14 protein-coding genes are annotated in these 12,943 nt (G+C 68.9%); 4 read left to right on the forward strand and 10 right to left on the reverse strand.

Translation table 11 applies throughout. The features are described from left to right. Nucleotides 1-178: 178 nt before the first annotated feature. Entirely contained in the window at nucleotides 179-2,182 is a 2,004-nt protein-coding gene (locus ACFOWZ_RS36230; RefSeq protein ID WP_382378441.1) for an ATP-dependent DNA helicase, read from the forward strand. Here ACFOWZ_RS36230 and ACFOWZ_RS36235 read toward each other — a convergent pair. The 4 genes from ACFOWZ_RS36235 to ACFOWZ_RS36250 are packed head-to-tail and all read right to left on the reverse strand — an operon-like array spanning nucleotide 2,151 to nucleotide 3,876. Continuing rightward, nucleotides 2,151-2,747: a hypothetical protein gene (locus ACFOWZ_RS36235; protein WP_382378442.1), complete on the reverse strand. Its 597-nt coding sequence runs from the start codon at nucleotides 2,745-2,747 to the stop codon at nucleotides 2,151-2,153. The two genes, ACFOWZ_RS36230 and ACFOWZ_RS36235, sit on opposite strands and share 32 nt — an antisense overlap. A 48-nt stretch (nucleotides 2,748-2,795) precedes the next feature. Beyond that, nucleotides 2,796-3,095: a hypothetical protein gene (locus ACFOWZ_RS36240; protein ID WP_382378443.1), complete on the reverse strand. Its 300-nt coding sequence runs from the start codon at nucleotides 3,093-3,095 to the stop codon at nucleotides 2,796-2,798. Continuing rightward, nucleotides 3,092-3,397 (reverse strand): helix-turn-helix transcriptional regulator, encoded by a 306-nt coding sequence (locus tag ACFOWZ_RS36245; RefSeq protein WP_382378444.1) that lies wholly within the window; start codon nucleotides 3,395-3,397, stop codon nucleotides 3,092-3,094. Before ACFOWZ_RS36245 ends, ACFOWZ_RS36240 begins: the two co-directional genes overlap by 4 nt. Nucleotides 3,398-3,420: 23 nt before the next feature. Then, nucleotides 3,421-3,876, reverse strand: a complete 456-nt coding sequence (locus ACFOWZ_RS36250) for a winged helix-turn-helix transcriptional regulator (RefSeq protein WP_382378445.1) — start codon at nucleotides 3,874-3,876, stop codon at nucleotides 3,421-3,423. A 119-nt stretch (nucleotides 3,877-3,995) separates the two neighbouring features. Between ACFOWZ_RS36250 and ACFOWZ_RS36255 the strand changes: the two genes are divergently transcribed. Continuing rightward, nucleotides 3,996-4,871 carry an NAD(P)-dependent oxidoreductase gene (locus ACFOWZ_RS36255; protein ID WP_382378446.1) on the forward strand — a complete coding sequence of 292 codons (876 nt, stop codon included), beginning with the start codon at nucleotides 3,996-3,998 and terminating at the stop codon, nucleotides 4,869-4,871. Here ACFOWZ_RS36255 and ACFOWZ_RS36260 read toward each other — a convergent pair. From ACFOWZ_RS36260 to ctaD, 5 genes are all read right to left on the reverse strand, one after another. Next, nucleotides 4,868-5,440 (reverse strand): bleomycin resistance protein, encoded by a 573-nt coding sequence (locus ACFOWZ_RS36260; protein ID WP_382378447.1) that lies wholly within the window; start codon nucleotides 5,438-5,440, stop codon nucleotides 4,868-4,870. The two genes, ACFOWZ_RS36255 and ACFOWZ_RS36260, sit on opposite strands and share 4 nt — an antisense overlap. Nucleotides 5,441-5,462: 22 nt before the next feature. Then, the gene (locus ACFOWZ_RS36265; protein WP_382378448.1) at nucleotides 5,463-6,860 is read right to left on the reverse strand and encodes a phospholipase D-like domain-containing protein; all 1,398 of its coding nucleotides are present in this window, start codon (nucleotides 6,858-6,860) and stop codon (nucleotides 5,463-5,465) included. A gap of 31 nt (nucleotides 6,861-6,891) precedes the next feature. Then, nucleotides 6,892-7,575 carry a peptidyl-tRNA hydrolase gene (locus ACFOWZ_RS36270; RefSeq protein WP_382378449.1) on the reverse strand — a complete coding sequence of 228 codons (684 nt, stop codon included), beginning with the start codon at nucleotides 7,573-7,575 and terminating at the stop codon, nucleotides 6,892-6,894. Beyond that, nucleotides 7,575-8,789, reverse strand: a complete 1,215-nt coding sequence (gene serB / locus ACFOWZ_RS36275) for a phosphoserine phosphatase SerB (protein WP_382378450.1) — start codon at nucleotides 8,787-8,789, stop codon at nucleotides 7,575-7,577. Before serB ends, ACFOWZ_RS36270 begins: the two co-directional genes overlap by 1 nt. Nucleotides 8,790-8,869: 80 nt before the next feature. Next, on the reverse strand, nucleotides 8,870-10,657 hold the full coding sequence (ctaD, locus tag ACFOWZ_RS36280; protein ID WP_382378451.1) for an aa3-type cytochrome oxidase subunit I: 1,788 nt from the start codon (nucleotides 10,655-10,657) through the stop codon (nucleotides 8,870-8,872). Between the two features lie 142 nt (nucleotides 10,658-10,799). Here ctaD and ACFOWZ_RS36285 point away from each other — a divergent pair, with 142 nt between their 5' ends. Together ACFOWZ_RS36285 and ACFOWZ_RS36290 are read left to right on the forward strand one after the other, a co-directional pair. Beyond that, nucleotides 10,800-11,306, forward strand: a complete 507-nt coding sequence (locus tag ACFOWZ_RS36285; protein ID WP_382378538.1) for a DUF305 domain-containing protein — start codon at nucleotides 10,800-10,802, stop codon at nucleotides 11,304-11,306. Nucleotides 11,307-11,322: 16 nt separating this feature from the next. Then, nucleotides 11,323-12,114: a phosphotransferase family protein gene (locus ACFOWZ_RS36290; protein ID WP_382378452.1), complete on the forward strand. Its 792-nt coding sequence runs from the start codon at nucleotides 11,323-11,325 to the stop codon at nucleotides 12,112-12,114. Here ACFOWZ_RS36290 and ACFOWZ_RS36295 read toward each other — a convergent pair. Next, nucleotides 12,111-12,812, reverse strand: coding sequence for an LPXTG cell wall anchor domain-containing protein (locus ACFOWZ_RS36295; protein WP_382378453.1), 702 nt, complete (start codon nucleotides 12,810-12,812; stop codon nucleotides 12,111-12,113). The two genes, ACFOWZ_RS36290 and ACFOWZ_RS36295, sit on opposite strands and share 4 nt — an antisense overlap. Between the last annotated feature and the right edge of the window lie 131 nt (nucleotides 12,813-12,943).

Consider the following 12,943-nt stretch of genomic DNA (forward strand, 5'->3'; position numbering starts at 1 on the left):
GACGCGCGCCTGCCCCGGTCTGGTGGCCCTGCCGTACCGCGAGACGTCGTCCAGCAGCAGCTGCGGGAGCGGATGTTCGTCGAGCTCCTGTGGCAGCGGTGACAGCGGGGGCGGGTGTGGTGGCGGCGACTGAGCGGGTCTGACGAGACTGTCGGACCTGCCGGGTACGGTCTGTCCCGTGCCTGAAGTTCCCCCCACCCTGAGCCTGCTCGAGACCGCCGTCCACGCCGTCGGCGGTGCGGAGCGCCCTGGCCAGGTGGAGATGGCGGAAGCCGTCGACCACTCGATCCGCACGGGCGAGCACCTCGCGGTCCAGGCCGGCACGGGCACGGGCAAGTCGCTCGCGTACCTGGTGCCGTCCATCAGGCACGCGGTGGCCGAGGACGAGACGGTGGTCGTCTCCACGGCCACGATCGCGTTGCAGCGCCAGCTGGTCGACCGAGATCTGCCGCGGCTGGCGAAGGCGTTGAAGAAGGATCTCGGCCGCGAGCCCACGTTCGCGATCCTCAAGGGGCGGCGCAACTACCTGTGCATGCACCGCGTGCACAACGGCGCGCCGGAGGAGCCTGAGGAGGCCGGGCTGTTCGACCCGTTCGCGGTGTCGCGGCTCGGGCGCGAGGTGAAGCGGCTGCACGAGTGGTCGTCGGACACCGAGACCGGCGACCGGGACGAGCTGGTGCCCGGCGTCAGCGAGCAGGCGTGGCGGCAGGTGTCGGTGACGGCGCGCGAGTGTCTCGGCGTGTCGAAGTGCCCGATCGGCGCCGACTGCTTCGCCGAGCGGGCGCGGGCGGAGGCGGGCAAGGCGGACGTGGTCGTCACGAACCACGCGATGCTCGCCATCGACGCGTTGGAGGGCTACCAGGTCCTGCCCGACCACGACGTGGTGGTGATCGACGAGGCGCACGACCTCGTCGACCGCATCACGTCGGTAGCGACGGAGGAGCTCAGCGGGGCTTCGGTGGCCATGGCGGCGCGCCGGTGCGGCAGGCTCATCGACCAGGACGTCGCGGATCGGCTGGCCGAGGCCAGCGACGGGCTGGCGATGATCCTCGAGGACATGCCCGCTGGCCGGCTCGACACGCTGCCCAGGGCGCTCGCCGGGGCGCTGGCCGCCACCCGCGACGCCGCGCACAACTGCGTGTCGGCCATGGGGTCGGAGCGCAAGGAGGACCCGGACGGGGCGACGGCGCGCAAGCTCGCGCTGGCGTTGCTGGAGGAGGTCCACGACTGCTCGGTGCGGGTGCTGGAGGCGTTCGACGAGGAACGCGACGTCGTGTGGGTGTCGGGCGACTTCAACCAGAAGACGCCGACGCTGCGGGTCGCCCCGCTCGGCGTGGGCGGCCTGCTGCGCGAACGGCTGTTCGCCAAGCGCACCACCGTTCTCACGTCCGCGACGCTGACGCTGGGCGGCGCCTTCGACACGATGGCGCGCCAGTGGGGCCTGCCGCCGTCGGAGAAGGTCCGCAAGATCGAGGGTGCGGCCACGGACAAGGACATCGACGGTCCGAAGTGGAGCGGGCTCGACGTGGGCTCGCCGTTCCAGCACGCGTCGAGCGGGATCCTCTACGTGGCAAGGCATCTGCCGCAGCCGGGCCGCGACGGCCTGCCGCCGGAGTACCTGGACGAGATCGAGGGCCTGGTGAACGCGGCGGGCGGCCGCGCGCTCGGGCTCTTCTCCTCGACGCGCGCGGCGAAGGCGGCCACGGACGCGTTGAGGGACAAGCTCGACCACCCGATCCTGTGCCAGGGCGACGACTCGACTGGCCTGCTGGTCAAGAAGTTCGCCGAGGACGAGCGCACGTGCCTGTTCGGCACGCTGTCGCTGTGGCAGGGCGTGGACGTGCCCGGGCCGTCGCTCCAGCTCGTGATCATGGACCGGATCCCGTTCCCCAGGCCGGACGACCCGCTGGCCTCGGCCCGCCAGAAAGCGGTGAACTCCCGTGGCGGCAACGGCTTTCTGACCGTCGCCGCCACGCACGCCGCCCTGCTGCTGGCCCAGGGGGCCGGCCGCCTGCTGCGGTCGATGTCGGACAAGGGCGTGGTGGCCATCCTCGACCCGAGGCTGGCCACGGCCCGCTACGGCGGCTTCCTGCGCGCCTCGCTCCCCCCGTTCTGGACGACCTACGACCCCGAGGTGGTGCGCGCCGCCCTCAAGCGCCTGGACGCGGCCCAGACCCCGTGATCCGCTCGACCAGCTCGTCCCGGAACGCCTGAGCCTCCTGGAGTTCCGGTTCGGAGCCGTCCGCGCGCTTCAACGCGCCTTCGAGAATCTTCAACGCCTGACGCTCGTCACCGCGAGCGTCGGCCTGCCGCGCCGCGTTCTCCATGGCCTTGGCGAGTTTTGTCTGCGCTTCAGGTTCCGGGGCGGCCTTGTTGATGCGGATCCAGTTGCCACCGGGGTCGACCACGCTGAACCCGGTGTACCTGTCGTTGCGCAGCCGCGGCCGGGTCATCCGCGGAATGCCTGAGATGAGCACTTTCCCGTGCGCCGCCCGCATGCCTTCGGCAAAAGCCTCGTACAGCGGGCCGGTGTCCTGCACGATGACCAGGCAGGTGCCGTACGACTGCTCGGGATCGAAGTTGTCCATCCCGAAGAAGTGCAGCTGGATGTCCTCCCGCCGCACGGCGACGTACGGGTTCGGCCGCGTCTGCCGATAGGTGACCGAGAAGCCGAGCATCTCGTAGAACGACGCGATCTCGTCGATGTCTGGACAGGGAAGGAGCGGAAAGGTGAGTTCGTTCGCCACCGCCCGAAGCTAAGCCCGCCACTGCCGAAACGACACCGAGCTATTTGCTCAAGCGAACAGCAGGACAAGCCCGCCCAGCAACAACAACGCCGACACCACGGCGATCGCCAACACACGACCACGCGGCGTCTGCGCGTGCCTCAACGCGATCCCCAACGGTCCGATCCCAGCCACAGCAACCCCTTTCGACGGCATGGCGACAACAGCGCGCACGGCCCCGACCGCCACTCCCAACGGCGACATGCCGAGTTCGCGCGCGCCAACAACATCCGCTTCCCACTGCTCACGCCACCGGTCGTCACCGACCACTGCCGCCGCGAACCGCACCAACAACAACGCGACTCTCATTGCGCCGCCCTCGGCACCAGTCGCGGCGCCGGAGCAGCCCGAGCCACGACCTTGCGCGCCTCCGCGGCACCCTCGGCCGTCAGCCGGTACATCCGCCTGCGGGGTCCGCGCCGCTCGGCGTCGTCCTCCCAGGCCGAGGTGACCCAGCCGGCGCGTTCGAGGCGGTCCAGCAACGGGTAGACGCTGCCCGACGGCCTGCCGGTCAGCTTGATGATCTCCAGGCCCCAACGTGGCTCTTCCGCACCCAGAAGCACTTCGAGCACGTCGACCGTGGCCTTGCCGATGCGTTGCAGTGGCTCCACGCCACCAATACTACCTATGTAGATTAAGCCCTGGCAACGTCGACCTTCTCGGCCCCGATCCGCCGGATGCGTGCGGTGCCCCACGCGCCCAAGGCAGCGAGCGAGGCGTTGAGCGAGACCCCGTGCTCCGTCAGGGAGTACTCGACCTTCGGCGGCACCTCGGCGAACACCTCGCGGTGCACCAGGCCGTCCTCCTCCATCTCCCGCAGGTGCTGGCTCAGCATCTTCTCGGTGACACCCGGCAGACCGCGCCGCAGCTCGGCGAACACCTCGCGGTGCACCAGGCCGTCCTCCTCCATCTCCCGCAGGTGCTGGCTCAGCATCTTCTCGGTGACACCCGGCAGACCGCGCCGCAGCTCGGCGAACCGGCGGGTGCCGTGGTGCTGCAACTCCCACAGGATCAACGACTTCCACTTGCCCGAAACCACGTCCATCGCGGCATCGATGCCGCAGAAGTACGGACCACGCCGTGCTGCCACTCGAACCCCCAACGCGCTTACTTTTCAGTGAGTACCCCACTAATTAGTCAGTTCTTCTCAACGCCGGCGGTGCCGGAGAGGATTCCACCGAACGACGATCACAAGGGGGATCCGGAAAAATGACTGCACGCAACAACGTTCACGTGACCGTCCTCGGACTGGGAGCGATGGGCACCGCCCTCGCCGCCGCCGTGATCGGGGCGGAACACCCGACGACGGTCTGGAACCGGTCACCGGGCAAGGCCGACGGCCTCGTCGCACAGGGCGCCACAGCCGCGGCCACGGCCCGCGACGCGATCCTGAACAGCCAGGTGGTGATCGCCTGCCTGCTCGACGACGCGTCGGTGCACGAGGTGCTCGACCCGCTCACCGACGAGCTCGCCGGACGAGTCCTGATCAACGTCACCACGACGACACCGGCCCAGGCACGGGAGTCGGCCGCGTGGGCGGAGCGCGCCGGAATCGCGTACCTGGACGGCGGCATCATGGCCGTACCGCACATGATCGGCCGGCCGGAGTCGTCGATCCTCTACAGCGGGTCCGCCGAGGTGTTCCACGAGTACAAGCCGTTGCTCGACCTGTGGGGAACCAGCACCTACTTCGGCGAGGACGCCGGACTGGCCTCGCTGTACGACCTCGCCCTGCTCTCCGGCATGTACGTCATGTTCGCGGGGTTCCTGCACGGCGCCGCCATGGTCGCGCCGGCGGGCATCACGGCGACCGAGTTCGCCGCGGCGGCAGCACCCTGGCTTACTGCCATGACCGGCGGCTTCCACGGGTTCGCCGAGGTCGTCGACGGCGGCGACTACACCGTGGCCGGGCAGCAGAGCCTCGAGTTCTCCGACCTCACCGACATCGTGACCGCCAGTGCCGACCAGGGCATCAGCACCGAGGTGATCGACGTGGTCCAGCGCCTCATCCAGCGGCAGATCGACGCGGGCCACGGCAAGGAGGGGTTCGCCAGGATCTTCGAGAGCATCAGGCACCCGGCCTAGGAACGCAGTCCCAGCCGTTCAAGCAGCTCGTCCCGGAACTCCAGCGCTGTGGCCCGCTCCTCCTCCGAGGCGTGCACTTCCCGCACCAACGCCCGTTCCAGGATCTTCAACGCCTGCCGCTCCGCCGCGTGCGACCCCGCCAGCATCTCCGCGTTGTGCAACGCCCGCGTCAACCCGTTGGACGACGGCGCCTGCTCCCGCACCGCCGGCACCACCCGGATCCAGTTGCCACCGGGGTCGACGACCAGGAACCCGTCGCGTCGCGGCCGGGTCATCCGCGGCAGGCCCGACACCAGCACCCGCCCGTAGACCGCGCGCATGCCGTGCGCGAACGCCTCGTACAGCTCGCGCGGGTCCTCCACCTGGATCAGGCACGAGCTGTACGACCGTTCGGCCTCGTAGCCCGGGATGCCGAAGAAGTGGAGGTTGATCTCCTCGCGTCGCACCGAGAGGTACGAGTTCGGCCGGTACTGGCGATACGTGATGGTGAAGCCGAGCATCACGTAGAACTCGGCGACCTCGTCGATGGAGGCGCACGGCAACAGCGGGATCGTCACCTCGTTGGCCACTCCGCCACGCTAGTGCTACAGATCAGCCGTCGACCAGCAATCCACGTAACGGTCCTTGCAACCTTCCGGCACGCCGCGACACGCCGGGCAGCTCCGTCACCCGTGACGATCCCGTCAGGGCCGGACGCCACTGCTCGTCCACCACGACGTGCGCCGGGCCGGAGACCTCGTCGATCGACAGCCCGAGGTGTTCGGACCACAGCTTCAGCCTGGTTCGCCGCACGACGTCCGGGTCGTCGGTCACGACGTTGAGCTCCGTGTCGTTGAACAACGAGTGCTCGTTCAGGTTGGCCGACCCCACGGAGAGCCAGCGGTCGTCCACAATGGACAATTTCGCGTGCACGTACACCGGGCCGGGGTCGTCGCCGTGCGACACCAGGGTCGCCGCGATCAGCCGCCTGTTGCCGTCGTCGGCGTCCAGGAGCCGTCCGAGCTGACCGCGGGTGGTGTCGGCGCCGTTGCTGGGCTTCTGCGGCAGCACCAGCACCATCCGGAAGTCCGGTGACGGCGGACGGCTCAGCTTCTCCAGCAACACCTCGGTGATCTCGGGCGACCACAGGAACTGGTTCTCCAGGTACACCAGCGACTCCGCCGACCGCAGCGCCCGCAGGTACGAGTCGAGCAGGCTGAAGTCGCCGTGCGGCGCGAAGTCGTAGGTCTTCTCCGGGATCGTCCGCACGATCTGCACGGACGACGAACCGGCCTCGGGCGGCACCTCCGGGACGGGCAGGGTCTCCCCCGCGATCTCCAGCCACCGCGCGGCGAAGTGGGCGGCCACCTCCGCCACGGCAGGGCCCTCGATGCGGGCGATGTGGTCGTGCCAGCCCAGGTCGCGCGGCGGGTGCTTCGGCGAGTCGTGCCGGTCGCCCTCCACCGCGGTCATGTCGAGGCCGCCGACGAACGCCACGTCGTCGACGATCACGATCTTCTCGTGGTGGCAGTGCAACGTTCGTTCGCGCGCGTCGAGCTCGCACCGGACCGCGCCGCACTCCAGAAAGGCCTTCTGCGCCGCCACGGCCCGCTTGCGCGTCGGCTCGAAGAACGGGATCGGCGGGCCCGCCCACAGCAGCACGCGCACCGGGACCCGTTCCGCGGCGGACGACAGCAGCTCGCGCAGCTGCGGCGCACCCGGTTCGCGGGTCAGCTTGAAGTCCGGCGACGCGTGCCAGTTCGCGATGTGGACGTACTTCTGCGCCTTCTCGATCGCCTCGGCGATGACGGGGAACGCCGAGGCGCCGTCGATCAGAACCTCGATCGAATTGCCGTGCTGCACGGGTCGGCGCGGGGTGAACCACCCCGCGCCGTCGCCGTCCATCACCTCGCCCCACCCCAGGCGGCGCAGTCTTCGCCCGTGGTGAGAGCACAACAGGTTCTCCAGCCCGTCGCCGAGCCGTGCGTCGAGAACGTCGAGGAAGCCCACGAGGAGTGGATTTACCCGAATTGCCCGCGTTCTAACCCAAAGGTGAGAGAACCGTCGTCGTACCGGGCTCGACCTCGGTGAAGCCCGCGTCCCGCACGGCCACGACGTCGGCGCGCCCGATCAGCGCGTCCCACTCGGCGACCGACGGCGTCCGGACGGCACAGCGGTAGTCCAGCGACGCCCACTCCTTCAGCTCGTCGTCGGACAGGTGCGGCGCCAGCAGCATCGAGGCGTGCCCCACCTGCGCCGCGAGCTTGCCCGCGGACATCTCGACCCGCGGGTTCACGTACAGCACCCGCGCACCGGGAGGAACCGCCCCCGGCTCGTCGACGGGCAGGTCAGAGCCGGAGATCTGCAGTTTCGCGACCTCGCGGGGCGTCTCGGACACCAGGACGGGCAGCAGCGAACGAACCGACGCACCGTCCACGGTGATCGTCACGCCCGGCAGCTCCTGGACGGCCTCCCACTGCACGCCGCGAGCTCGCCGCGACACCTTGCGGATCCGTCCGGCCACCCACGCCCGCACGGCCTCGTGCCACTCCCCGCCCACGTCGGCGCGCGGGTCGAGGCACACCGCGACCGCCGAGGCGGCCGCGGCCTCCAGCAGAGCCGTCCGGGAAGGCGGCGAGACGCGTTCGATGCGCAACACCATCGGCATCGCGCGGACTTCGGACTCCTCCGCGTAGTTCCGGGAGGCGATCAGGTCGAGGATCATCACAGCCGGGTCAGCTCCAGGCCGTCCGCGGCGTCCGCGGCCTCCACCTCTGCCCTCGTGACGCCCAGGATGAACAGCACGGCGTCGAGGAACGGGTGCGACAACGCGGTGTCGGCGACCTCGCGCAGCGCGGGCTTGGCGTTGAACGCGATGCCCAGACCGGCCGCGCCCAGCATGTCGATGTCGTTCGCACCGTCACCGACCGCCACGCACTGCGCCAGCGACACGCCCGCCTCCTCGGCGAACCGGCGCAGCGCCACCGCCTTGCCCGGCCGGTCGACGATCTCGCCGACGACCTTGCCGGTCAGCTTGCCGTCCACGATCTCCAGCGTGTTCGCCGCGCAGAAGTCCAGCTGGAGCTCGTCGGCGAGGCCGGTGATCACCGACGTGAACCCGCCGGACACGACCCCGCAGTAGAAGCCGAGCCGCTTCAGCGTGCGGATCGTCGTGCGCGCACCCGGCGTGAGTTCGAGCGAGGCACCGACCTCGTCCAGCACCGTCGCGTCGAGGCCCTCCAGCAGCGCGACCCGGCGCCGCAGCGACTCCGAGAAGTCGAGCTCGCCGCGCATCGCGGCCTCGGTGATCTCGCGCACCTGCTCCTCGCACCCGACGTGCGCGGCCAGCATCTCGATCACCTCGCCCTGGATGAGCGTGGAGTCGACGTCGAACACGACCAGGCGCTTGGCGCGACGGGTCAGGCCGGCGCGCTCGACCGCGATGTCCAGGCCCACCCGCACCGACACGTCCGCCAGCGCCGAACGCAGCTCCGCGTCGTTCTCCAACGTGTCGTCGGCGACCGAAACCCGCAGCTCAAGACCGGTGACGGGGTAGTCGGCGACACCGCGGATCGCGTCGATGTTCACGCCGAGCGACGCGAGCCTGCGCGCCACCTCGGTGAACGCCTTCGCGGTGACCGGGCGGCCGAGCACGATCAGCACGTGCGACGACTCCAGGCGCGCGGTGCGCTTCGAGTCGGCGCCGATCTCGATCTCCACGTGCATCGAGACGGTGGCCATGGCCTGCTCGACGGCCTCCTGCAGGCCTTCCGGGTCGTGGTCGGTCGAGACCAGCGCCCCGAGCACCAGCCGGCCCCGGATCACGACCTGCTCCACGTCGAGCACCTCGACGCCGTGCCTGGTCAGCACGGCGAACAGCACCGAGGAGACGCCGGGCTTGTCGGGGCCGGTCACGGTGATCAGCACGGGCGTTTTCACGTTCGTCTCCTCGTAAGACGCGGCGAGCCCCGGCAGCGTGGAAGCAGCCGGGGCTCGTCGTTGAACCTGTGAAGTGCAGGTTACTTGTGGTCCGAGTCGTCCTTCTCGGAGGCCGTACCCGACTTGATGGCCGAGGCCGCGAGCTCCGACGGGGCGGGCTTCGCGTCCTTGTGCGCGATCGTCTTGCCGGTGAAGGTCACGTGACCCTCGTTCCGGATCCGCTCGATCATGTGCGGGTAGTGCAGCTCGAACGCCGGGCGCTCGGAACGGATCCGGGGCAGCTCGGTGAAGTTGTGCCGCGGCGGCGGGGACGACGTGGCCCACTCGAGCGAGTTGCCGTAGCCCCACGGGTCGTCGGCCGTCACGACCTCACCGAAGCGGTAGCTCCGGAAGATGTTCCAGATGAACGGCAGCGTCGACGCGCCCAGGATGTAGGCACCGATCGTCGAGATCATGTTCAGCGTCGTGAAGCCGTCGGACGCGAGGTAGTCGGCGTACCGGCGCGGCATGCCCTCGTTGCCCAGCCAGTGCTGGACGAGGAAGGTCGCGTGGAAGCCGAGGAACGTCGTCCAGAAGTGCAGCTTGCCGAGCGGCTCGTCGAGGAACCGGCCGGTGATCTTCGGGAACCAGAAGTAGATGCCGGCGAAGGTCGCGAACACGATCGTGCCGTAGAGCACGTAGTGGAAGTGCGCGACGACGAAGTACGTGTCCGACACGTGGAAGTCGATCGCGGGCGCGGCCAGCAGGATGCCGGAGAGGCCACCGAAGAGGAACGTGACGATGAAGCCGATCGAGAACAGCATCGGCGTCTCGAACGTCAGCTGGCCCTTCCACATCGTGCCGATCCAGTTGAAGAACTTCACACCGGTCGGAACAGCGATGAGGAACGTCATGAAGGCGAAGAACGGCAGCAGCACGGCGCCGGTCGCGTACATGTGGTGCGCCCACACGGCGACGGACAGTGCCGCGATGCCGAGCGTGGCGTAGACCAGGCCGTTGTAACCGAAGATCGGCTTGCGGCTGAACACCGGGAAGATCTCCGACACGATGCCGAAGAACGGCAGGGCGACGATGTAGACCTCGGGGTGTCCGAAGAACCAGAAGAGGTGCTGCCACAGGATCACGCCGCCGTTGGCGGGGTCGAACACGTGGGCACCGAGGTGGCGGTCGGCCAGCAGGCCGAGCAGCGCCGCGGTGAGGATCGGGAACGCGAGCAGCACGAGCACCGACGTCACCAGGATGTTCCAGGTGAAGATCGGCATGCGGAACATCGTCATGCCGGGCGCACGCAGGCAGACCACGGTGGTGATCATGTTCACCGCGCCGAGGATGGTGCCGAGACCACCGACCACCAGGCCGGAGATCCACAGGTCGGCGCCGACACCCGGCGAGTGGATGGCGTTGCTCAGCGGCGTGTACGCGAACCAGCCGAAGTCAGCCGCACCACCGGGGGTGATGAAGCCCGCCATCACGATCAGGCCGCCGAAGAGGTACAGCCAGTACGAGAACGCGTTCAGCCGCGGGAACGCCACGTCGGGCGAGCCGATCTGCAGCGGGAGCACGAAGTTCGCGAAGCCGAAGACGATCGGCGTCGCGTACAGCAGCAGCATCACGGTGCCGTGCATCGTGAAGAGCTGGTTGAACTGCTCCTGGCTGAGGAACTGCATTCCAGGCCGGGCCAGCTCGGTCCGCATCAGCATGGCCATCGCGCCGCCGACCATGAAGAAGGCGAACGAGGTGACCAGGTACATGATGCCGATTTGCTTGTGGTCCGTGGTGCGGAACATCCGCAGCAGGAAGGACCCCTTGACCGCAGTGCGCGTCGGATAAGGACGCGTTGCGATCGGCTGCGGGGCTACGGCCGTCACGGTGCCTCCAGGCCTTGGTGGGACCAGTCGTTCGGGAAACTCACCGGATATTAGACGGAGCCGATCAGCTCCATTCGGGTGGGCCATGGCCGGTGGCCAGCGACGTAGCGCACGTCACACGTATCCTGCCGCCGTGCTCCGAATGGTCGCTGTCGCAACTGTGCTGTCGCTGTCCGCCTGCGGCTCACCCGCCACCCACAACTCCGCGGACGTCGCGTTCGCGCAGGGCATGGTGCCGCACCACGAGCAGGCGCTGGAGATGAGCGACCTCGTCGCCTCCCGCACGGACAACCCGCGGGTGATCGACCTGGCCAAGCGGATCTCCGCAGCGCAGAAGCCGGAGATCGACCGCATGAACGGCTGGCTGCGCACGTGGAACGCCCCGGTGCAGGCGTCGTCGCACACGTCACACGGCCACACCGACAAGCACGGCATGGTCGACCTGGGCAACCTCGCCGACCTCGACGGCACCGAGTTCGACCGCCAGTGGCTCTCCCTGATGATCCTGCACCACCGCGGCGCCGTGGAGATGGCGCGCAAGCACCTCGCCGCCGGCACCGACCCCGAGACCCGCAAGCTGGCCCAGGACGTCGTCGGCCACCAGGAGAAGGAGATAGCGGAAATGGAGTCGCTTCTCCCGCAGGGCTGATGCCAGCCTCTCTTGCGTGACTTCTGCTGCTGTACGCGCCGCCGTGTCGTTGGCCGCGTCTCATGGTGTGGCCTGCACGGATCCTGTCGTGCTGAAAGACGGCAGCAACGTGATCGTGCACCTGCGCCCGGCCCCGGTGGTCGCCCGCATCGCCGCCCGCACGGCCCTGGTGCGCCCTGCGGTGGCCTCGCACTTCGCCCGCGACCTGTCGGTGTCGGCGTTCCTGGCCACGCGCGGCGTCCCCGTCGTGACCCCGTCCGCCGAGCTGCCCGCCGGACCTCACACGCATGATGGCTTCGTCATGTCCTTCAGCACGTACGTCCCGCACGACCCGTCCGTCGAGTTGTCCCGTCCGGACGTGCTCAAGCTGTTGCCCGACCTGCACGCCGAACTGCGCCTGTACGAGGGCGACCTCCCCACGCGCGGCCCTGTGGACGACGTCGAGAACACGCTCGAGTACCTGGGCGGCTTGGGCGTACCGGACCTTGAACCGTTCCGCGAACGGCACGAGGAGCTCCTCGCGTCGTGGGACGCGCACCACCGCGACGTCCAGCCGCTGCACGGCGACTCGCACTACGGCAACGTGCTGATGACCGCGTCCGGCCCCGTGTGGCTCGACTTCGAGGACACCTGGCGCGGCCCGATCGCCTGGGACCTGGCCTGCCTGGCAGGCGCACGAGGCAAAGAAGCCGCCCAACGCGCCGTAGAGACCTACGGCGGCGGGGCGGCTCCTGAGGACGTGGAGTTCCACGTCGAAACACGCATCAACTTCGGCACGCTGTGGGGCGTGCTGATGGAGAACTCTTAGGCGCGACGGCGGCGCAGCACGAACAGCACGGCGACACCAGCGGCGAGCAGCGCGGCGCCGAGGCCGACCAGCCAGGCGGACCCGAACCCGGTCGAGGCCAGGTCGTTGGAGCCCGGCGCACCAGCTGCGGTGGTGGTCGTGGTGGCCGCGACCTCGGAGGACGACGACGTCGTGGTCTCAGACGAGCTCGGGGGCGCCGTGTGAGTGATGGTCGAAGGAGAGGTCGACGACGAGCTGCTGCTGGACGTCTGGTCCTTCTTGACACCGCAGGCGTACCAGTGGCTGATGGTGGGGACGTTGCCGCCGTTGTTCTCAGGCGACCGGAGCTTGTTCCACGGCAGCGGGCCGAGCTTGGCCGCGAGGTAGACGTTGAACGCGTCCGAACCCTTCACGACCACACCGGTGACCGTCACGCCGGCGTCCACGGCCGTGATGTTGAGGTACTGGTCCTGCTCGCCACCACCGGTGAACGTCAACTTGCCCTTGGCGACCACCGTGCCGGTCAGCCCACCAACAGTGCAGACGTCGTCATGACCGGGCGCGACGTTCTTGTCGTACGCGACGGCACGCTCATCGCCGGAGTTCAGAACCGGCTTGTCGGGCGCGGCGAAGGCGGTGGTCACCAGAGCGAGCGTGGCCACGGCCGCCACGGTGGCGGCACCGAGCAGGCCGGATCTTCTCAGGGGCGTAAGGCGCATCGGGGTTACTCCGTTGGGGTCGACGGGATGTCGAGATCTAAGACCATCGACGTCCCCCTAACGGGTGTCATTACGGCCCGGGATACGCCCTGTGGCCCAGTCGTTATGCGGCTGTGAAGTTGAATCCCGAA

It is taken from the genome of Lentzea rhizosphaerae (assembly GCF_042649515.1).
Taxonomy (GTDB): Bacteria; Actinomycetota; Actinomycetes; order Mycobacteriales; family Pseudonocardiaceae; genus Lentzea; species Lentzea aerocolonigenes.